The organism is Paradesulfitobacterium aromaticivorans (assembly GCF_054657415.1).
In genome coordinates this window covers 28963-50812 of the sequence record NZ_BAAHYT010000010.1, presented here as the reverse complement: position 1 = coordinate 50812, position 21850 = coordinate 28963, and the positions used below count along the sequence as shown (strand labels likewise).

The window sequence follows — 21850 nt, the reverse complement described above, 5'->3', positions numbered from 1 at the left end:
TAAGTAAACTATTGAGGAGATAAATAATATGGACACGAATGAAACGAGATTTTTAGCGCAGGAATTAGCGCGCACGATGGGGCAGATAAAGCGGATTGCAGTGCGTCCCGCTTCCTGGCACGGCATCAAGCCCAGTGAATTTATGCTGCTGCACACTTTGATCCACGCGCTGCCCCCGGATGCGAAAGGCATGAAAGTTTCGGATTTGAGCGCACATTTGCAAATCACGCCGGCAGGGGTGACTCACACGCTGAATTCCCTTGAAGAAGGGGGACATATTGAGCGTCTGCCAGATCCTTCGGACAGACGGATTGTGCTCGTGCGCCCTACAGCCAAGAGCAGGGAAATGGTTGAGTTAATGCACGCTCAGCATATTGCATTCTTGCAGGGACTGATAAGTTTTCTGGGAGAGAAGGACAGCAGGGAGCTTATCAGGCTGCTTACTTTGACCTTGGATTATTTCAAAGAAAGAAGGAAATAAGGATGGATACAAAGCATTTAGAGATGAAGAATAATCCCAGGCGCAAAGTCTTACTAGTGGGACTGCTGATTGCACTCCTCTTTGCTTCCCTGGATCAAACAATCGTTGGCACAGCGATGCCACGGGTAGTCGCCGATTTGCAAGGGCTGGATATCTTTGTGTGGGTAACCACCGCCTATATGTTGAGCTCAACTACGGTCGTGCCGATTGCCGGGAAGCTGGCTGACATCTTTGGTCGCCGTATCATGTATGTTTTAGGAATTTTTATCTTCATGCTGGGCTCTGCGTTAGCAGGGCAAGCGCAAAGCATGACGGAGTTGATTCTGTCCCGTGGCTTGCAAGGGTTGGGCGGCGGGGTCATGATGCCGATGGCGATGACGATTGTCGGGGATATGTTTCCGCCAAGCCAGCGCGGTAAATGGCAAGGGATAATGGGAGCGGTGTTCGGGCTTTCATCCATCGTCGGGCCCACCATTGGGGGCTGGATTGTCGATCATGCGTCCTGGCGCTGGGTTTTCTACATCAATCTGCCGGTCGGGCTTTTAGCGGCTGTCTTTATCTTCTTGGGATTGAGCGGGGAGAATTACAAGAAAGATCATGTTTCCATCGACTATGCGGGGGCAATTACCCTTATAATTGGCACGGCTTCTTTGCTCCTGGGTTTAAGCCTGGGTGGCAAGGATTACCCCTGGGGTTCCTGGCAAATCATTGGTTTTTTCGCCGTGGCACTTATTTTTATAACCGCATTTATCTTGATCGAAAAAAAAGCGAAAGACCCAATTCTCAGCTTGAGCTTGTTTGAGAACAGAGTATTCACCTCGGTCAACATTGTTGGTTTTTTCATGGGATTTGGGATGTTCGGCGCGATTATGTTCCTGCCTTTGTTCTTGCAGGGAGTTGTCGGTGTAAGCGCCACGAAGTCCGGCAACACCATGATCCCGATGATGGCGGCGATGATGATAACCAGCATACTTGGCGGGAAACTTATTACCAAGATTCGTTTTCGCACGCAGTTGGCCGCAGGCATGAGCATCATGTCCATCGGTTTCTATCTCTTAAGCACCCTGACAGCCGACTCAACGACGCTCACAGCGATGAGTTATATCGTAGTTTTAGGCATGGGGATGGGTCTGGTCATGCCGACGATCACGATTGCGGTCCAAAGCGTGTTTCCGCCTTCACAGCGGGGTGTCGTCACCTCAGCCACCCAATTTTTCCGCAGTATTGGGAGCACACTCGGAATGACTATTTTGGGCGTGGTCATGAACCACCGCTCAATCGGCACCCTGCAGAATGACTTCATTCCCGCCGTTCAGAAAATCCCCGGTTTGGCAACCGGTCCTTTTGCCGGAATGCTTGCCAAAGCCAAATCAGACCCGCAAAGTTTGTTTAATATGCTCTTAAGCCCCGAAGCTTTAAAGAGTATACCGCAGCAGTTGCAGCAGGTTATGCTTCCTCCGCTGAAAAACGCTTTGGCCGATTCCTTGCATCTGGTCTTTTTGGTGGCCATGGGAATTGTTATGGTTGGGATCGTTGCCAGCTTAATGGTCGGGAATGCCCGCATCGAAGGAAACAAAGTGCTCGGGACCAAAAAGGAAGAAACTCCGATACTTGAAGGAGATGCGCGCTAAGCCGCTACGAATTAACCTTTTGCCTTAACATAGGCGGGAGGTTTTTCTATTTTCACAAAAGTCCTATGGCAGAAAGTTCCTGGGTAATGCAAGAAAACGTCTCTAGGCAGACGGTATTTTTTCCGGTAAGATAGTATGTACAAGAGCGGAGGTGAGTGTGTGGGCCAAAGTGTGATCATCGTCAATCGCCGCGGGGCTATTACGTTTGCGGACAGTGAGGCCGAGCTTTTTCTGAAGATTCCTGCTGCTAAAGCAATTGGCTATAGCCTGGCTGAAGTATTGCCGGAGACGCGGGTGCTCGAGGTCTTTACCTCCGGGCAGGCTTTGCTCTGCCGACACCGCTTGGGGGATCTGTCGATAGAGGCCCACTACTTCCCTCTACGTAAACAAGGCACTCTCACGGGTGTTGTCGTCTGCCTGTACTCAGCCAAGGACCATGCGGCAGAGAAAGAGGAAGCAGCGGCCCGGGTTTTGATTGAGCTTTATGAAGGGATACTGACTGACTTGCCTTTAGGGATGGCGGTTGTCAACCGCGAGGGCCGGATTGTGATGATCAACTCCCAATACTCCCAGTATTTGAGAATCGATGGGAAAAAGGCAGTCGAGCTGCCGCTGGCAAAAGTTGCGCCGTTTACACGCCTGCAGGAAGTGATGAAGACGGGGGACGGATTTTTAGATACCGGTGTGCGCCACCGGGGGCAGACTTTTTTCCTCGCTGAAACTGCGATCACAAGCGGCGGCACAGTGCTTGGTGGTTTAAGCAAGCTCATGCTCAAAGAAGGCGTGGAAGGTCAGGAATTTCAGAACTTTATGGAACGCGTGCGCCTGTTGGAAGGCAGGCTGATGTTTTATAAGGAAGAACTGCAGGAACTGAGGCGTTTGCAGGCTCCGCTGGGAGAGATCGTCGGGGAAGGCCCGCACATGCAGAAGCTGAAACAGCAGGCTGAACGGGTGGCCCGCGGGGATGCCAATATCCTCATTACCGGGGAAAGCGGTACCGGTAAGGGGCTTTTGGCACAGGGGATTCACACCCTCAGTCCCCGGAGTGGCGAACCCTTTATTAAAATTAACTGTGCCGCGATTCCGGAAAACCTGCTGGAATCAGAGCTTTTCGGATATGAGGACGGGGCCTTCACCGGAGCTGTAAGGGGCGGCAAACCCGGAAAATTTGAACTGGCCAATGGCGGCACGATTTTGCTCGATGAGATCGGGGACATGCCTTTGGCGATGCAAGCCAAGATCCTGCGGATTCTACAGGAAAAGGCTTTCGAGCGAGTCGGGGGCACCAAAACTATAAGCGTAGATGTGCGCATCATTGCTGCTACCAACCGGGATTTACGCCACATGATCGAAGACCAGAAGTTCCGGCTTGACCTTTATTATCGCCTGGCTGTGATTAACCTACATATCCCGGCTTTGCGGGAACGGTGCGAGGATATCCTCCTGCTTGCGACCGGGATTAGCAAAAGACTGAGCGTCAAGTACGCGCACAAGGCAAGCGGATTTGATCCCCAAGTGGAGGAAATATTCCTCTCCTACTCCTGGCCCGGTAATGTACGGGAATTGGAGAATGTTCTGGAACATGCTTTTAACTTTATGGAGCCGGGGGAGGAAGTGATCCGGCCGGAGCACTTGCCTGCCGCGTTGGGGGACAGGGTGCTCGGGGACAGCGTGTTCAGGGACAAGGGTGGCCGATCAGAGCTGTTGGAACTGGATGAGACGGTAGCCCTGGCGGAAGCAGAAGCGATCAGACGCGCTTTGCGTCTCGCGAAAGGGAACAAGCAGGAGGCAGCGCGTATGCTCGGGATTCATCCGTCCGGGCTCTATCAGAAACTTAAGAAGTATGGGATTTCGGAGTAGGACAACGAGACGATAACCTCTACAATCGTAGTACTGGAGGGCCATAATGGACAGCATCTTGAAACAAGCAATTGAATCGTTCTTTGACAGCAGTGGCTCTACCGTGGCGGAAACGCCCCAGGAGTGGGTGTATTCCACCTGCGGCTACTGTTCAGTTGGCTGCGGGTTATACATTGGGGTCAAGGACGGCCGGGCGGTAGCCGTGGAAGGAAATCCCGCTTACCCGGTCAACCACGGGCGCTTGTGCATTAAAGGGCTCTATGAATGGAAAGTGTTGCACCATCCGGAGCGGGCCGCTGTGCCGATGATCCGCCGTGATGGTCGCTTAGTGACAGGGACGTGGGATGAAGCGCTCTCCCTGATGGTGGGAAAACTTGAGGAAAACTTGCAGGCCTACGGCCCGGAGTCTGTCGGGATTTACCATACAGGTCAGCTCCTGTTGGAAGAATACTATGCTCTGGGCAAGCTGGCCAAAGGGGTGTTGGGCACTCCGAATTTCGATTCGAACACACGCCTGTGCATGGCTTCCACCGTCGAAGGGTATATCCGTTCCTTTGGCTGTGACGGGCCTCCTGGCTGTTATGACGATCTCGATCAGGCTCAGTTGATATTCATTTTTGGTTCCAATCCAGCGGAAATGCACCCTCAGCTCTGGCAACGGATTATTCGCAACCGGGACCAAAACGGGGCAAAACTAGTTGTCGCTGATCCGCGCTTAACCCTGGCTGCGCAAGTCTCCGACTTGCACCTGGCTTTGCGGCCCGGGACGAACGTGGCTTTGTTAAACAGTATCGCCCATGTTCTGATTGAAGAGGGTTTAACTGACCCTGCCTATATTGCTGAACATGTGAGTGGGTATGAAGAACTGCGCGAGTTTGTGAAACATTATCCCCCTGAGCGGGCTGAGGCTTTAACCGGGGTTGCGGCAGACATGATCATCGAGGCGGCCCGGATGTTTGGGCGATCCCCTTCAGTTACGACTTTCTTCTGCCAGGGGGTTAACCAGAGCATGTCCGCAACGGAGAGTGTGACCCTGATCAACAATTTACACCTCATTACCGGGAAGATAGGGAAGCCTGGTTCTGCGCCCTTTTCCCTTACGGGTCAGGCCACAGCTATGAGCAACCGCGAAGTGGGGAGCGGGAGATACCTCCCAGGATTTCGCAATCCGCAAAGTCCGATGCATCGGCACGAAGTAGCGGAGTTCTGGGGCGTGGAGGAAAAAAAACTCCCGCGCAAGACAACTGATGTCATGCGCATGCTGGAACTGATAAAAGAAGATAAACTCAAAGTTCTGTGGGTGATTGGGACTAATCCAGCTGTATCCCTACCGGATCAGGGCTATGTCCGCGCGCTCCTGGACAAGGTGTTCCTAATCGTCCAGGATGTCTACTATCCCATGGAAACCGCGAAATACGCGGACATTTTCCTTCCGGCCGCACAGTGGGGGGAAAAGACCGGTACTTACACCAACTCGGAGCGGCGGGTGAATGTGGGGTATAAGGCAGTGGAGCCGCCGGGGGAAGCCAAGGCCGATTTGGACATTATTAAGGCGGTGGCACAGAGGCTCGGGGTTGGCAGGATGTTTACCTGGCACAGCAGCGCAGAAGTCTTTGCCGAATGGGCGGCGCTTTCGCGTGGTCGGCCTAATGACATGTCCGGGATGACGTATAAGCGCATGGAACAAGAGGGAGGGCTGCAGTGGCCTTGTCCTGAGCTTGAGGATAAAGGGGCGGCCCGCTTATATACCGAAGGGAATTTTCTTACGAGGGAACATGATTCCCAAGCCTACGGTGTTTTTAACAACGAGGAAGGTCGGGCCCGGCTCTGGTCAGTGGATTATACAGACCCCCCGGAGGTTCCGGATCAGGAGTACCCGTTATGGCTTAATACAGGTCGGATTATCGAGCATTATCACACGCGCACCAAGACTAAACGGGTACCGGAACTGTCCGCTCTGGCCAAGGAGGGCTTTGCGGTCTTAAATCCGCAGGATGCAGCCAAGTTGGAAATAGCCGATGGGGAGAGAATCCGGGTGGTTTCCCGGCGCGGTTTTATTGAAGTTAGAGCGGTCTTGAAAGAATCAGTCAGCCGGGGGCAAGTGTTTGTCCCATTTCATTATGGAGACTTGGATCCCGGAGAGGAGCATTTGAAACAAGCGGCTAACCACTTGACCCTGAACTGGGTCGATCCCTTTTCCAAACAGCCCATCTACAAAGTGGCAGCCTGCCGCCTTGAAAAAAGGGAAAAGCTCTGATGCTGCTTACTTTTCTATAAACTTAGAGAGTGTTTCGCATTTTTTAGAGAGTTTTGGTTTGGATTAACCCCGCAGAGCCTAATTCTGCGGGGTTTTTTCGTTGGTTAAAATTTGGCATGCCTTTTGCATAATGCTAGGGTAAGCAACAAAAGCCTGTAAAAACTTGAAAATTCACATATGAGGGGGAAAGAGTATGTTCAAGAAAATCTTGGTGCCAATTGATGGTTCACCTTATTCCCACCGTGCACTGGTTACAGCCTTAGACTTGGCTAAAGTATTCCAAGCTGAAATTCTGGTTTTGCACGTAACTTATACGCCGGAAGCCTTAGGCTACACGCTGGCTAAGGATGCTTCAGTCCTTCAGGACCAGCTCGCGGGCAGCGGGGAGATGCTCCTCACCGCGAGCCTGGACGAGATCGAAAGAGACGGAGTGGAGGTGCGGACTAAGCAGCTGCCGGGGCATCCGGCAGCAGTGATTATCGAGGAGGCCGCGCGGGAAGGTGTCGACTTGATCGTGATGGGCAGCCGCGGCTACGGGCCGATTGCCGGTCCGCTTTTGGGGAGCATCAGCCAGCGCGTGCTCCAGAAGGCAGAGTGCCCGGTGCTCATCGTGAAGTGAGGTTGGATTAGGACAATCTTGGTTAGCGGAGGTGTTCGTAATGGAAAAAAGAAAGTTTAAGCTTAGCCGCCGTCGGTTTGTGCAGGCGGCCGTGGCTGCCGGGGTTTTAGCGGGGACAGGCGGGGCAGCGGCGTTTATTAGGCAGAGGCCGGCCCAAGCCATGGCGAGCGAGCCGGAGTTGAAATACGTGCGTACAACCTGCTCCCCGAACTGCACCGGGGCCTGCGGGATGAAGGCGATTGTGGAGAACGGGCAAATTAAGGCTATCGTGCAAGCTGCCGATTATCCCGAGCCTGAATACAACCCGCGGGGCTGTTTGAAAGGGCTGTCTATGATGAATCTCATCTATGGACCGGACCGTCTCAAGAAACCGTTGGTCCGGAGCGGGCAGCCTGGGAAAGGGGAGTTTAAGGAAGCGTCCTGGCAGGAGGCTCTCGATTTTAGCGCGGGTCGGCTCAAAGAAATCGCCGACAAATACGGTCCCGAGTCAATCGGAGTGATTTTCCAGGTTGGGGGCACAGGGTATGTGCACAAAGGAGCGGTCGTTGCCTTGGCGACAATGGCTGGGTGGAGCCTGCACCACCCCTATGACCAAAACGGGGACTTGCCCATGTTTTGGCCCATGACGTTCGGCGTGCAGACAGAAGAACTGGAGCCCCTGGAATGGCTTAATTCCCGCTATGTGGCCGTGTTCGGTTCCAACATCCTGGCTACCCGGCTGCCGGACGCCCACTTTTTGGTTGAGGCGCGCAACCGGGGTGCCAAACTTGTGGTCTTTGACCCGAATTACAGCCCTACGGCCGGGAAAGCGGACGAATGGGTTCCTATTAATCCCAGCAGCGATGCGGCTGTAGGCTTGGGCCTAGCGCGCGTAATTATTGAAGAAAATCGCTATGATGCGGAATTCCTGAAGACTTACACGGATTTCCCCTTGCTGGTGCGGCTTGACAACGGCAAGCGCCTCAAGGCTGAGGAAGTCAAAGGTTTGAACAGGCCTGGCGGAGTGCCGCCTTACCGGGAGGTGTATGTGGCCTTTAACGGAAATTTCCTTGCAGTGAATCCGGAAAAGTTTGACTTGCCCCTGGATGTCACGCTTGAAGGGGAGCTGGAAGTTGAACTAAAAGACGGGCAGAGGGTTAAAGTTAAACCAGGCTTTCAACTACTGCGCGAGAGCTTGAAGGATTACACCCCGGACCAAGTGAAAGAACTGGCCGGGATTCCCCAAGACAAACTGGTGCGCCTGGCCCGGGAAATGGCTGCAGCCAAACCGTTGCACCTCGTGTACGGGGCGAGCAATTACCAGTGGTACCACGGAGACCTGAAGGGTCGGGCTCTGGCGCTGATCCCTGTGCTCACCGGCAATATCGGCAAGAGCGGAGCTGGGATTTCCACCTATGCCGGCCAGTACCGGATGCGCCTGAAAGTAGGGGAATGGTGGGTGCCGCAAGGGAAAAAGCAGAACTGGCTCCCCTGGCTCTATGTGCTGCACGGTCCAACCAAGAACATGAAAGTAAAGTTGCCCAAGCACGGGCTCAAAGCCTTAATTGTCGGTTGGGGTAATCCCTTTGACCAGCACAATATGGCTAATAAGCTAAGGCAAATGGTGGAAAAGGGAGAGCTTGAATTTGTCGCCACTATGGATTTCCAGATGACGACAAGTTGTCAGTATAGTGATGTGGTGCTGCCGGCGGTGAGTTGGTATGAAAAGATGGAATTGGTGGGTTCTCCGGTCCATCCTTACCTGCAGCTGCAGCAGCCGGCGATCAAGCCGCTGTACGAAGGAAAATCGGAGCTTTGGATTGCGCGGGAACTGGCGCGCAGGCTCAATCCGGAATTCGAAAAACACTTCTTCCCGGACTTGGATGCGGATGCTGCGGCCGAGAAAGCGATTGAACTCATGCTTCGAACCGGCGGACCCACGGTTGAGGGGATTACCCTGGAACAACTGAAAAAAGGGCCGGTACGCGTCAAATCCGAGGTGCCGGGCAACCGCCAGATTCCTTTTTATGAGCAGGTCGCCCACAAGAAACCCTTTCCGCCGGTAAGCATTCCGGCCAAAATCGAACAGACGGCCCAGTTTGTCAAAAGCGGACGGATTGAGTTTTATAAGGATGAAGATATGATGCTGGAACTGGGGGAAGCGCTGCCGGTGCACAAACCACCGTTTGAAGAGAGCGAATATGCGTTAGACCCCGGGGTGAGGGATAAATATAAATTCAGCTATATCACGCGCAATGCTATTTACCGCGTACATTCCACGCATTCGAACAATGTCTGGCTGAATGAATTGCAGGACGGCAAACCCAGAGTTTGGCTGAACCCCAAAGATGCCGAAGCCAAAGGTATCAAGGAAGGGGACCGGGTCGAAGTGTACAACAACCGGGGCAGTCTGCACGCTTATGCGGTGCTCGATCCCGGGGCCGGACGCAAGGTGGTGGTGTTTGAACAGGGCTGGTGGAGCCGCTACCTTAATGGGGAGTCTTTTAATTCTCTCACTTATCCGTTTATCAAGCCCACGCATGAAATCTATTTTGTGCCTGGGATGTGGTCTCCCAATACCGCCTGGAATGAGTGCCTGTGCGATGTGAGAAAGGCTGGTGACATGTAATGAGACTGGGAATGGTCATTGACCTCGATCGTTGTATCGGCTGCCGCTCCTGCGCGGTCGCTTGCAAAGCGCATAATGCTCAGCCGCCGGGCACTTGGTGGAACCGGGTTTTCACGCCCGGGAGCGAGGAACACCAGGTGGCTGTCGGCTCCAACGGGCATTTACAGATGAATTTCCTGCCCGTTTCCTGTCAGATGTGCGACAACGCCCCCTGTGAAAAAGTGTGCCCGGCAGGGGCCACGTATACGGACGAGCGCGGCGTGGTCCTGGTGGACTATGAGCGCTGCATTGGCTGCCGCTACTGCATCGCCGCTTGTCCTTACGGCGTGCGCCAGTTCAACTGGGAGGATCCGCAGAAAGCCAAGGAGCGCGTGGGTTACCAGGAGGGGTATGAATACGGCTATCCCGCGGATTACCGCGATCCGAACGGCCGCTTGGTGTATACCCCGGACCGACCGATGGGAGTAGCGGAGAAGTGCACGTTTTGCGTGCAGTATACCAGCAAAGGGGAACAACCGGCCTGTGTCCGGGCCTGCCCGGCCAAAGCCAGGATCTTCGGGGATCTCGACGACCCGGATTCTGAAGTGAGCCGCTTGGTGCAGGAACGCCAGGCTTTCAGGCTCAAGGAAGAGTTGGGGACTTCGCCGAAGGTGTTTTATCTGCCGCCGACCAAGCCGGGAAGGTAAGGCTTGGTAAGGTTTCTAACCGGAGGAGAATAATCTGTGGGAGGTGGAGAATATGAAGAAAAACTCCAAGATCATGCTGATTCTTGCGTCTGTGATCCTTGTAGTCAGTTTAATTGCCTGGGGCTATCAGCTAAGAAACGGCCTCGCCGTTACCAATATGCGCAATCCTTTTAGCTGGGGGCTTTATATCGCGACGTTTGCTTTCTTCGTGGGCATCGCTGCCGGGGGACTGATCGTTTCCTCATCTGTCTACCTTTTTAATATTGAAAAGCTCAAGCCTTTTACCAAAATCGCATCCTTGTCCGCTTTTGCCAGTACCCTGGGAGCGGGGGCGATGATCCTGCCGGACATGGGTCGGGTGGACAGAGTCTTTAATGTGTTTCTGCACCCGAATTGGCGCTCTCCCTTGGTGTGGGATGTAATCGTTATTTCGACTTACCTGGTCTTAACTTTCCTAAGTGTTTATGTTCAACTTTTGCCCGATTGGAAACGGGATGGAAGAGGCTTTTTGAACGGCTGGACGAAGTCCCGCGAGCAGGAGCAGGTTGATGCTCTGGCCAAGAAGTGGTCAAAGCGGATTTCCATGATCGGGCTGCCGGTCGCTATTTTGATTCATACGGTGACCGCTTTAATCTTTGCCACCCAGGCTTCGCGCAGTTGGTGGAATACGGCCGTGCTCCCTCCGGATTTTATCTCCGTAGCGGTAGCTTCAGGTACAGCGTTGGTGTTGGTTATATCCTTGGTGGCCGTCGGCAGGGACCGCTTCAGCGAATACCAGGGAGCATTCAGGAACTTGGCTTTAATCGTGGCCGGTGCTTTAGTGGTGCACTTTTTCTTGGTGTCAGTGGATTTGTTGGTGCACTGGTGGTGGGGAAAACCCGAGGGGCTGGAAGTGCTGTCCCTGGTGTTTGGCAGGTACGGACCGGTCTATGCCACGGAAATTTTGCTGCCGGCCTTCACGATGTTCTACTTCTTCAGTAACAGAGGTTCGAGCTCATATAACAGCTTGCTTGGCGGCAGTGCCCTGTTATTTGTCGGAGTGTTCGCCCACCGCCTGATGCTGATGTTTCCTTCATTTAATGCAATTCCGCTGAGTTTGAGCTTAGCGGGGCTGGGGATCGAAAATTGGTCCTATCCGATAGCATCAGGGCAGCTCAGGGAGGGGATGTCAGTATTTGTAAGCTCTTGGCCTTATTCCCCTTCCCCGGTTGAGTATGCGGTCGCCTTGCTTCCGTTCGGCTTGATCTTGTTTGTCGTTTCGTATGCGCTCACGCTTTACAACTTTCTGCCGCAGAAGCCTTAGGACCAGAAGCGTTCGTGGGAGAACTAATCAGTTATGTGAGGGGTTTGCCATAGTGCAAACCCCGCTGTGATAAGGAGTCAATTTGGTATACCAAACATACTATTGACCGGGTACGTTATCGGAATATTTAGGTAACTTAGGACAAAGAGACAACAGTTAGTCTGCTTTTGCATTCGGCGGAGGAGAACAGTGTGGATGCGCGCAGCAGCCAGGCCACCGAAGCTCCGAACGCAGTAATTCGCTGGGGTACAGGTAAGGAGGAGTAAAATTGGAGAACGACAGTGCGCGGGTGGAGCGCACGAAGGCAATACCTGATCCGGGGGTGATTAAGACCGGTGTGGCGCGGATGCGCTTGCTTGCTTATCTGAGGAAGATGAAGGGGAATCCCCGTACTGCTCCTCTCATTGCTCCGCCGCCTTTCGATATTTTTATTTCCGGGCTGGGAGCTTTAGTGGGCATTGCGACTGTAGCCTTCCTGTCTTTAGTATATGGACTCCCTATGTTGGTGGCCTCATTTGGAGCTTCAGCCATTTTGGTATACGGTGTTCCGGATGGCCCGCTATCTCAGCCACGCAATGTTTTTTTCGGGCATACTGTTTCGGCCACTGTGGGTGTACTTACCTACTTCTTGTTCGGCCTTAGTTGGTGGTCAGCGGCCTTGGGTGTTTCTTTGGCGCTCATGCTGATGCTTGTCACCAAGACCACCCATCCGCCGGGAGGAGCGACGGCACTTGTCGCTGTACTCAGCCAGGCCCAACCGCTGTTCATCCTGACGCCGGTGGCTGCAGGGGCGGCAATTCTTGTTTTGGTCGGGATGATTGTAAACAACTTATCACCGAATCGCAGCTACCCGCGCTACTGGATTTAAGTTGTAGATAAACATTCAGGTCGAAAGTATTTTTAATTACAGGTAATGGAAAAAACAGCTTGACAGAACAAATGTTCTAAGATAAAATAAAGTCAAATCAAGTGATCGGAGCAAGGTTAGCATATAGTCCACTGAGGGAACTAATGGGAATAGGTCTTAACCAGTCTATGGCATTTCTGAAAGAAAGGGGGGATCGTTCGGGTGAGCGATCTGCAAGTGGTTCTGAACAAGCTGGAAGAGATGAGTTCAGACATTAAAGAAATCAAGACAGATGTGGCCGGACTCAAGACAGATGTGGCCGGACTCAAGACAGATGTGGCCGGACTCAAGACAGATGTGGCCGGACTCAAGACAGATGTGGCCGGACTCAAGACAGATGTGGCCGGACTCAAGACAGATGTGGCCGGACTCAAGACAGATGTGGCCGGACTCAAGACAGATGTGGCCGGACTCAAGACAGATGTGGCCGGACTCAAGACAGATGTGGCCGGACTCAAGACAGATGTGGCCGGACTCAAGACAGATGTGGCCGGACTCAAGACAGATGTGGCCGGACTCAAGACAGATGTGGCCGGACTCAAGACAGATGTGGCCGGACTCAAGACAGATGTGGCCGGACTTAAGACAGATGTAGCGGATCTTAAGACCAGGATGGAACGGGTAGAGAACAGGCTGGAAAGTGTTTTCGAGCAGACTGCGGGGCTCATAGAATTTAGGCACAATACGGAAAAAATGCTTAGTTATATTCACGAACAACAGATTTCTCTTACGCACATCGTTGGTGAACATGAGGTTTATATCCGAACTTTGCAGCGTCGTGTTGTCTGAGAAGCAGCTAATACAAGAAAGCACCGGTCGGAGATTAACCGCCGGTGTTTTGCCTTTAAGCAGACTTTTTATTATATTAGACTTTATCACTGAGTTACCTTGCGGAACAGCCAATAAGAGTAAACTGTAACGATCACAAGCAAGGCTCCCAACCCGCTTATGAAGATCATGAAGCGAAGGATGGGATTGAAGAAAATTCCGACTAAACCCAGCACCCCGGTTAGGACAAAGAGTTTGCCTCCGAGACGGTGAGTTTTCTGCCATACTTGTTCGTTCGCCAGGGTCCAGGGATTGCGAATCCCTACAAAATAATTGTGGCGGAAACGCCCCATATAGTTCCCGATGATGATGAACAAGACCGAGATAGCAGCAGGCACGAGCATGGAAATGTCCAGTGAGCCCTCGCCACGAGCGAGGCGCAAAGAGCTGTAAAGCGTGATGAAATACAGGATGAGCATAAAGAGATGGATGGTCCAGCGGAGTATCGTGTAAGATCCGGAGAATAAGTCATAGTTCTTGCGTTTTGGGTCAAGCTGGGGCAGGAATAAAAAGAGAAAATACATCGCCAGGTTGATTCCCGGAAAAAGGAAAGTGCCCACTGCTTTGCTGCTGTAGTCATCTATCTGTCCGTAGACATTCCAATGGGACGGCATTTGCGCGGGCAATTGCCCATACACAACCAACCCGGGGATGAAACTTAGGACGATTAGCGCTAAAAGGAGATAATCCGATTTTTTAAGACCTTTCATATTAACCTCCATTCCGCCGCTACCGCTGGCGGCACAAATAGTAATGAAAAATGGTGCGCGGTTTTCACCCACTTTGTTATGATTAGTTTAGGGAGAAGATATACTACAAAGCACGGTGAGGTGAGTCGTAGACTGCCCTTCTCAGCTTAAATCAGTATATTAACCAGTGTAAGAATCGTCTTTCAAGCACAAATAAGTGGTCCTATAAGACCGAACGCTAATCATTGTTTTAGCTCATCGTTAAATGTGTGATGATTCAGTCAATGTCTTCCTCCTCAACTATGAAAGGAGGCTGTGCCATGAAGGTTGTTTAATCGTTCCAAACTTGTTTCCTGTAAGAGCAGTGAAAAGAACCGTTTTCAAAATGCTTTCACTGTTTGTAATGTAGCCCTTGATGCTGTCGTTTCCGACATGTTTGGCAAATCTGCCTCTTCCATCACGGATTACTTAATTTCATCTGACTCCTTTGACCCGGAATACTGTTCATCACTTCTTCAAAAGTCTTTGAAGAAAAAAGCAGATACTGTAATTGAGTCCATTGAAGGATATCAGATGACCAAGGAACAAAAGGAACGTATAGTAATCGGGACTAACACCTGGCAACAATGAATCTGCAGGTAAGAAAAAATCTGTTCGTATAACACGTGCCGGTGTCTACCTCAAACCTGCATTGGTACAAGTTGCCCATGCAGCCGTGAAATCGAACATCTCTCCTTACTACAGAGTCAAGTATGAACGCATTAGTAAAAGAAGAGGCAAAAAAAGAGCCATAATCGCTATCGCAAGGATGATACTCACCGCTATATACCACATGTTTGTTACGGGTGAAGAGTTCAATCCGAGTGATCTGTATAAAGTTGATATGCCACAAGAAATGCTGGAAAAGCAGAAAGTGAAAGCTATTAAACAAGCAGCAAAACTTCTGATTTCCCTTGGTCTAATAAAAGCCACTGACATTACTGTAGCTTAACTAAAGCTTCATTTTTTCTGAGCTTTCAAAGCCTAAGTTTCGTGCGCCCTTTTTTAAATTAAGCTGAGTTATTTTTCACGCTAGACACCTTCCTTTCCCTTGAAGTTTCCGAGTTGCATGAACCAGCTGATAAGCTCCTGAAAGACGGTAGCATTCAAAGAATAATAGATAAATTGTCCTTGCCGCTGGTCGAGGATGATGTTTGCCTGTTTGAGCAGATTTAGGTGGTGCGAGATACTGGGCTTGCTGATGTTGAAATGCTCAGCGATGTCGCCGGCCGTCATATCTCTTTCTTTTAATAAGGCAATGATTTGCCTGCGCGTGGGATCGGCCAAGGCTTTAAATGTTTCATTCATCGTCAATCCTTCCTTGTTTTTAGATATTTAGGTAATTAACTAAATATATAATAACATGGACTAAGGAAACGTCAAGGCCTTGACAAAAGAACTACATGGTGCCAAAATAAAGAAGAATACAAAATACAAAGCTCAAAATGACGATGAGAGGGAATAGTAGATTTCCTGAACCGCGCTTTAGAGAACTGCCGGATGGTGCGAGGCAGCAGCGCTTAAGGTGTTGAACTCTCCCTTGAGTAGCCGACCGAAATGATAAAAGTAGGCTCGGACGGAGCTTCCGCCGTTACAAGGAAGGAGATATCGGACTTTGTCCCGTATCTTATAGAGAGAACGGCTTTGGCCGTTAATTTGAGTGGTACCGCGAGTAACCCTTCGTCTCAAACGAGATGAGGGGTTTTTAATTTTCTTAAGCAAAGAATATTAAAATAAGGAGGAATAGCCATGCGCAAGTTATACGTTTTTGACACGACTCTAAGAGATGGGGAACAGTCTTTGGGAATCACATTAAATGTACACGAGAAGCTGGATGTGGCCAGACAACTCGTTAATTTAGGAGTGGATATTATCGAAGCTGGTTTTCCGGCTTCATCGCCCGGAGACTTGGAATCTGTACAGACAATTGCCCGGGAGATGAAAGGAGTTGCTATCTGCGGGCTGACACGGGCAGTGACGGAGGATATTGACCTCTGCGCCCAAGCGTTGCGCCCGGCTGAGTATCCGCGCATTCACACGGGCATCGGGGTGTCCCCCGTGCATATGGAAAGAAAGCTGATGCTGTCTCCGGACAAGGTTATTGAACAAGCAGTGGGAGCGGTCAAATATGCCAAGAAATTCGTAAGCGATGTTGAGTTTTATGCGGAAGATGCTTTCCGCGCTGATCCGTCGTTTTTAGTGCAAGTTTTGGAGAAAGTAATTACAGCCGGGGCAACGGTGGTCAACATTCCGGATACAGTGGGGTATGCCAATCCTTGGGAGTATGGGGATCTTATATCCTACGTTCTCAACTATGTAAAAAATATTGACAAGGTTATCGTCAGCGTCCATTGCCATAACGACTTGGGCATGGCCACCGCTAATTCCCTGGCAGGAATAAAAGCCGGGGCCGGTCAGGTTGAAGGCACGATCAACGGCATCGGAGAACGGGCAGGGAATACTTCACTTGAGGAAGTTATTATGGCTGTTTATACCCGGCGCGATGGCTATGGCGTGGAAACTAGGATTAACACGAAAGAAATTGCGGCTACGAGCAGGCTCGTCTCGCGGATTACCGGGGTGCCGGTGCCCGACCATAAAGCGATCGTCGGGGCCAACGCCTTTATGCACGCTTCGGGCATTCATCAGGACGGGGTCTTAAAAGACAGGGAGACTTACGAAATCATCAGCCCGGAAACGATCGGTGTCCCGGAAAATACCATCAGCCTCTCGGCCCGTTCCGGCAGGCATGCTCTTAAGCACCGCCTGGGAGAATTGGGGTATACAGTTGAAGGACCAGAACTTGATGAGGTTTACCAGAGGTTTTTGCAGCTGGCGGACCAAAAGAAAGAGGTTTTCGATCAGGATCTCTATGCCTTGATGGGAGATGCGGCGGCTGTCGACAATGGTATTAAGCTCAGGAATATAGCCGTTACCACGAACGGCAGCGACACGGCCACAGCCACTGTGACCTTGGAGCTTGAGGGGAAAATTGTGACTGATGCAGCCTGTGCCAATGGGCCGGTGAATGCCATCTTCAGCGCGATTGACCGGCTGACCGCAAACACGGCGGTGCTCGAAGATTACACCTTAAAGTCCGTGACCAGAGGGAGAGAGGCTTTGGGCGATGCCACAGTCAAGCTGCGACACTTCGACGGCAGCCTGGTCGTGGGCAAGGGGATAAGTACAGATATTCTGGAAGCCAGCGCCCGGGCCTATGTCAATGCCCTGACGAAACACGCCCGGGGAAAAGTCCAGCTCGATCCGGTGGCAAGGTAGGGTAAACATGAGAGGGTTTAGGCAAATCGCCAAGCCCTCTTATGCTGATTACCTTTACTAAAAGCTCCCGTGATATTTCCCGTGGAGAATTTCCAGAGAGGAGTTTTTGCAAATAAATTTGCGTCTTTAGCTAATCCAACATAATTGTTATAATGGGTTTAAAATAATCCTGTCAATTCCGACCGTTTTACTTTCAAGATAGATAGTAAAATAGAACGATGAAAGATTGATGAGAGGAAAATGGGTGTTTTGGTATATGGCTTATACATTAACACGAGTGAGAAGCGGTATAACATTTTTCTTGGCGGTTTCCTTTCTTTTTAATTTATTTCTAAAAGCCAATCTTGTCGATACTCTGAATATAATCCTTATGGCTTTAGTGTTGGCCTTCGGACTTTTAGCAGTCACCGGTACAGCGCGGGTAATCGGTTATTTCTCCTTTATAGTTAGTGCAATCCTGCTCGTACACGCCCATGCGCCTCTCTCAATCTGGGCCCAGGGCTTGCAAGAAAACCTATACTTAGTCGTGATGTTTACCTTAGTGCCATTGCTGGGGATTCCAATCAGGCACGGAGGATACACCGAAGCCCTAAAGGGCGTATTTATGCGGTATGTCAGTACAGACAGCCGTTTTTACCTTTTAATCAGTGTGCTTACATCCTTCCTGGCGGTGCTGATAAATTTGGCGGTGATTCCGCTGTTGCATCAAATCAGCTCGGCCAGCGCGAAAAGCAACGATAAAAAGTTGCTCACTTCTGCCCTCAGTCGGGGATTTGCCGCTTGTACGGTGTGGGCACCGACTACGGCAGGTATGGCCTTGATACTTCAGCTAACCAAGGCTGAATGGCATATATTTTTTCCTTTTGCCCTGTTCCTGGGGGTGCTGGCAGGGGCAGTAGGGTATATTATGGCTGTGCTGGAGCAGAAGAAAAAGTATAGGTCAAAACCTGCTGCTCTTTTTCCGATGAAGGAGGTTGTTACCGGTACTGCGCAAGTGCAACCTTCGGCTGCAAGTGAGCAAGAAATCCCCGAAGAGCTAAACTGGCGCAAAGTAGGGGAACTTAGCGCCTACGGAGCGGTTTTGATTACATTAATCGTCGTGGTTTCAGGATTGACCGGGATAGCCACGGTGGTCGTAGTGGCGATGGCCTCGCTGGTTTTTCCTGTCATTTGGATGGCTATGATCGGAAAACTGCCATTACTGGCACAAGAATTTGCCGGGGATTATTTCAAAGACAGTCTGCCTAAGCTTAAAAGCGAAATTGTCCTCTTTGTGGGGGCAGGTTTTTTGGCCACAAGCGTGGGCTATTCCCATATCGGGGATTATGTACCTCTGTTATTGCAGAATATGGTAGGAAACAGTGCTGAGTTGTATGCTTTAGTCGTGGTATTTGGAATTCTAGTGTTTGCCGTCGTCGGCATTCACCCTATTATAACTACGACCATAATTGGGAGCACGGTAGACCCGTTAATATACGGGATATCTCCGACCCTGATGGCCTTAATCTTTACAATTAGCTGGGCTATGGGGATCTCCATCTCTCCGTCTGCAGGCAACGTAATTGCAATTTCCGGCTTGGCTGAGCGCTCCCCGGTTTGCGTAGGTCCGGTGTGGAACGGTCCGTATGGGGTGATTTCGTCTGTGGTGTTGGTTGGGGCGTTGTTCCTGATGCAAGGGCTGGGGTGGATGTAGTGATATTGGTGTAGTAAGAAGGTTTATGACCTATGTTTTTTAAGAGGATCGGGGTTTTCATACTCGCAATATTTTTTCGTTTCTTCGATTTATTCAGAAGGGGTTGTCTCATTTTCCTGAGATTTAGCTTTTTATAAAAAAAGGGGTAAGCTCCCTCCCAATCGAATCCTGGGAAGGAGCTACCCATACGCTAAATACGAACAGTTTTAGTCAGCATACGCTTAAATTAATGTTAGATACCGGAAGTGTAGTGAATTACACGATACCGGTCAAGGTTTATTGAATCACCTTCTCCGACAACCAGAGTACTGATATCATCGAATATTACTGCAGGTCCTTTGATCACGTTTCCTGCCTTAAGTTCGCTTAAGTGGAACAAATTGAAATCTGTCCATCTACCTTTATGATATATTCTTCTTGAACCGGCATAACTACTGTCAGATGGTTTGGCAGAGGATATCGAATACTCCTTTATCTTCGGCATCAGCTTTGGACCGGTAGCTTCAATGAATACCTGAGTGATAGCATAACCTGCTTGAGTGAACTTCGCTGCGGCCGGGTATTTTTGTTCGTAACCCTTCTCAAAAGCAGCAGTTACCTTGTCAATGTCTTGAGTCTTGGTAACCTCAAAACCAAGTTTGGTCTCAAAACTCTCCAACTGTCCAACATAACGCATAAAGACTCCTCTGGCGAATTTTATATCCTCTTTATTAACTCCTTCAAGCTTAAATTCCTCTACTGCGGTGTTTTCAAGAGCTTTCCATTCCCGCGTTAGTTGATCCAAAACATCTTTCTTGTCATCTTCATCCATTCCAGGACGGACAAAGGAGACAACTCCCTTATTATACCGGTGAACCAGGTCAGCACAGCCTACCCCGAATGCGGAGAATGCGCTACCAAAAGGTGTAGTGATAACGTCTTTAAAGACATTTCCGTTTGCTAACCCGTGCATGTTAACGAGACCACCACCACCACATGCAATCAGTACAAAATCTTTTAAGGAAAATCCTTTAGACTCGATTGAAGTTCGGGTAAATTGTCTTAAATTAGTGAAGAAGATGTCGAGGAAGCCTTCGCCTGCATCATATAGATTGCTAATGCCAATCTTCTTCGCTGCACGTTCTAACTCTCTAATAGCGTTGTCCCTGTTTAGTATGATTTTACCACCTAAGAAACTGTCCTCTGCAATATAGCCAAGAGCAACCTGCAAGTCGGTAATCGTAAGTTTATCATAATCAAGACAAACTCCTACACGATAACCGGCACTCTCTGGGCCCAATTCAATATTTCCAAAATCGTTTATTTTTACTTCCGTTCCCATACCATGGGCCATGGAATCTAGCTCAACCATCGGCATCGCTAACCTGTGTTTGGCGAAATCCGAATCAGTCCGCAATTCGATTCTTTTATTAAGGATGACTCCAACATCGTAGCTTGTACCGCCTATGTCTCCAACAGCCAGACGGTTAATGTTCAGCAGTTTGGCTAATTCTTTACCCGCGATCAAGCCACCGATAGGTCCGGAGACTATACTTTCATATAAGCGGGGATATTTTATACTCACCGCACCGCCAAACGAGAGTAAAGTCAAGAGTTCCTTTTGGTAACCGTCTTTTCTGGCTGCCAATTCAACATACTCTAACTGATTGCGCGCCTTCTCCGCGGCAAAACACTGAACAAGCAAGCTCTTAAGTCTAAATGCATCCTTACCTACCGGGGCAATTTTATTAGAGGCAACTACCTTAATATTTTTTCCGTGTTTCTTAATGACCTTGTTTGTTATTTCAGCAGCGCGGTTCTCATGATCGGGGAAAACATGAGAGTTCAAAAACATGATCCCAATTACTTCTACATCATTTTTAACCAGCTTTTCCGCAGCGGCTTCTACCTCTTTCTCGTTAAGAGGGATTAGTACAGTCGATTCTGGTAAATGGGCATCTCCAAAATATGATCCTCCTGTAACCCTTTCTGAGACACCGAAGATATCTTTCTTTTCCACGAGAGGTGCGGTATGTCTTCTTAACTGTTGGTGTAAAATTTCTTTTTGGGATTGTCCGATATACGTTAAGCCGTTTTCAATAATAGGCATGTGTTCCATACCCCGGGTTATAATCAGACCTACCTTGCTTCCGTCCAAAGTAATCAGCGTATTAGTCATGGCAGTACCTGCGTAAATTGCTACCTCACAGTTTTCATGGACTTCTTGCGTGGTAAGTGACATCTGATCAGTCACTGCCTTTAAAGCACCCATGTAACTTTCGGACTCGTCGGCGCGGTAAGTCCTGTATTTACCAATCTCAAAAGATCCGTCATCGCTGATGATGACAGCATCTGTCATGGTGCCACCCGCGTCGATAGCAATAATGTATGAATTTTTAGTTTGTACAGTCATATTAACCCTCCTTTGCCCAGGCTCTAATTAGTTCTATTGATTTATCTTCATATTTATATTGGTCTGCATCCGGTAAGGGAGAACCAAGTTGGTCCCGGTAAAAACCGTCAAGGTCTGGTAAAAACTCGAATTGAACAGTATATCCCGGAGGTAGAACCTCAACAGCTAGTTGCGTACCACAATTCGGGCAGAAAAATTCTCTGATTTCTTGCCACTCTGGTTCTGGACAAGCCGGTTCCGGAGAGTAAACCTCGCTCATTTCCTGGATTGTTCTTCTTACATTAATCAGGCAATTCAGCTTCCAGTTGACTCGATAATCACCAAACTCATGTCCGCAAGAACATTTACTAATTCTTTCCCCTGATGGTTTACGAACTACATAAACATGCTCTGATAACCGGAGTAGAATTTTGTCTTGCCAAGGTACCCTTTCTTGTAATAGTTCCATATATTTCTGAAACCGGTCCTCATCTTTATATGAGTTTAGGAGCCTCAAGACTTCCTGGTCGCTAATGACACCGTCCAGCAATTTCTTTACTAATTCCTTGCTTACTTCCATCTTTTCCATGCTTTATCCC

Annotated in this window: 16 protein-coding genes, 1 pseudogene and 1 other annotated feature; of the genes and pseudogenes, 13 read left to right on the top strand and 4 right to left on the bottom strand. The window is 49.9% G+C overall.

The window, feature by feature from the left end; translation table 11 throughout:
- Positions 1 to 28: 28 nt before the first annotated feature.
- From ACYQ2N_RS05555 to ACYQ2N_RS05510, 10 genes are all read left to right on the top strand, one after another.
- Positions 29 to 481, top strand: coding sequence for a MarR family winged helix-turn-helix transcriptional regulator (locus ACYQ2N_RS05555; RefSeq protein ID WP_459998048.1), 453 nt, complete (start codon positions 29 to 31; stop codon positions 479 to 481).
- A 23-nt stretch (positions 482 to 504) separates the two neighbouring features.
- Positions 505 to 2112: an MDR family MFS transporter gene (locus ACYQ2N_RS05550; protein WP_460000477.1), complete on the top strand. Its 1608-nt coding sequence runs from the start codon at positions 505 to 507 to the stop codon at positions 2110 to 2112.
- A gap of 159 nt (positions 2113 to 2271) precedes the next feature.
- Entirely contained in the window at positions 2272 to 3972 is a 1701-nt protein-coding gene (locus ACYQ2N_RS05545; protein ID WP_459998046.1) for a sigma-54 interaction domain-containing protein, read from the top strand.
- A 46-nt stretch (positions 3973 to 4018) separates the two neighbouring features.
- The gene (locus tag ACYQ2N_RS05540) at positions 4019 to 6229 is read left to right on the top strand and encodes a molybdopterin oxidoreductase family protein (protein ID WP_459998044.1); all 2211 of its coding nucleotides are present in this window, start codon (positions 4019 to 4021) and stop codon (positions 6227 to 6229) included.
- A gap of 193 nt (positions 6230 to 6422) precedes the next feature.
- Positions 6423 to 6848: a universal stress protein gene (locus tag ACYQ2N_RS05535; RefSeq protein WP_459998043.1), complete on the top strand. Its 426-nt coding sequence runs from the start codon at positions 6423 to 6425 to the stop codon at positions 6846 to 6848.
- 40 nt (positions 6849 to 6888) lie between these two features.
- Positions 6889 to 9456, top strand: coding sequence for a molybdopterin-dependent oxidoreductase (locus ACYQ2N_RS05530; protein WP_459998042.1), 2568 nt, complete (start codon positions 6889 to 6891; stop codon positions 9454 to 9456).
- The gene (locus ACYQ2N_RS05525; RefSeq protein ID WP_459998041.1) at positions 9456 to 10142 is read left to right on the top strand and encodes a 4Fe-4S dicluster domain-containing protein; all 687 of its coding nucleotides are present in this window, start codon (positions 9456 to 9458) and stop codon (positions 10140 to 10142) included. Before ACYQ2N_RS05530 ends, ACYQ2N_RS05525 begins: the two co-directional genes overlap by 1 nt.
- Before the next feature lie 52 nt (positions 10143 to 10194).
- Entirely contained in the window at positions 10195 to 11445 is a 1251-nt protein-coding gene (gene nrfD, locus ACYQ2N_RS05520; protein ID WP_459998040.1) for an NrfD/PsrC family molybdoenzyme membrane anchor subunit, read from the top strand.
- A 268-nt stretch (positions 11446 to 11713) separates the two neighbouring features.
- Complete coding sequence (locus ACYQ2N_RS05515; protein ID WP_459998039.1) at positions 11714 to 12313, top strand: HPP family protein; 600 nt, start codon at positions 11714 to 11716, stop codon at positions 12311 to 12313.
- A gap of 201 nt (positions 12314 to 12514) precedes the next feature.
- Positions 12515 to 13141, top strand: a complete 627-nt coding sequence (locus tag ACYQ2N_RS05510; protein ID WP_459998038.1) for a hypothetical protein — start codon at positions 12515 to 12517, stop codon at positions 13139 to 13141.
- An 86-nt stretch (positions 13142 to 13227) separates the two neighbouring features.
- On the opposite strand, the gene ACYQ2N_RS05505 is transcribed toward ACYQ2N_RS05510, so the two are convergent.
- Positions 13228 to 13890 carry an SdpI family protein gene (locus ACYQ2N_RS05505; RefSeq protein ID WP_459998037.1) on the bottom strand — a complete coding sequence of 221 codons (663 nt, stop codon included), beginning with the start codon at positions 13888 to 13890 and terminating at the stop codon, positions 13228 to 13230.
- A gap of 315 nt (positions 13891 to 14205) precedes the next feature.
- Here ACYQ2N_RS05505 and ACYQ2N_RS05500 point away from each other — a divergent pair.
- Positions 14206 to 14860, top strand: a pseudogene (locus ACYQ2N_RS05500) (transposase); the annotation flags it as partial.
- A gap of 80 nt (positions 14861 to 14940) precedes the next feature.
- Here ACYQ2N_RS05500 and ACYQ2N_RS05495 read toward each other — a convergent pair.
- Positions 14941 to 15216, bottom strand: a complete 276-nt coding sequence (locus ACYQ2N_RS05495; protein WP_459998036.1) for an autorepressor SdpR family transcription factor — start codon at positions 15214 to 15216, stop codon at positions 14941 to 14943.
- Between the two features lie 134 nt (positions 15217 to 15350).
- Positions 15351 to 15599 (top strand) — a binding site (T-box leader).
- A gap of 58 nt (positions 15600 to 15657) precedes the next feature.
- Here ACYQ2N_RS05495 and ACYQ2N_RS05490 point away from each other — a divergent pair.
- Positions 15658 to 17187 carry a 2-isopropylmalate synthase gene (locus ACYQ2N_RS05490; RefSeq protein WP_459998035.1) on the top strand — a complete coding sequence of 510 codons (1530 nt, stop codon included), beginning with the start codon at positions 15658 to 15660 and terminating at the stop codon, positions 17185 to 17187.
- Positions 17188 to 17443: 256 nt separating this feature from the next.
- Entirely contained in the window at positions 17444 to 18880 is a 1437-nt protein-coding gene (locus ACYQ2N_RS05485) for a C4-dicarboxylate ABC transporter (protein ID WP_459998034.1), read from the top strand.
- Between the two features lie 232 nt (positions 18881 to 19112).
- Here ACYQ2N_RS05485 and ACYQ2N_RS05480 read toward each other — a convergent pair whose 3' ends face one another.
- Together ACYQ2N_RS05480 and ACYQ2N_RS05475 are read right to left on the bottom strand one after the other, a co-directional pair.
- Positions 19113 to 21272, bottom strand: a complete 2160-nt coding sequence (locus tag ACYQ2N_RS05480) for a hydantoinase/oxoprolinase family protein (protein ID WP_459998033.1) — start codon at positions 21270 to 21272, stop codon at positions 19113 to 19115.
- A gap of 1 nt (position 21273) precedes the next feature.
- Positions 21274 to 21840: an acetone carboxylase subunit gamma gene (locus tag ACYQ2N_RS05475; protein WP_459998031.1), complete on the bottom strand. Its 567-nt coding sequence runs from the start codon at positions 21838 to 21840 to the stop codon at positions 21274 to 21276.
- Between the last annotated feature and the right edge of the window lie 10 nt (positions 21841 to 21850).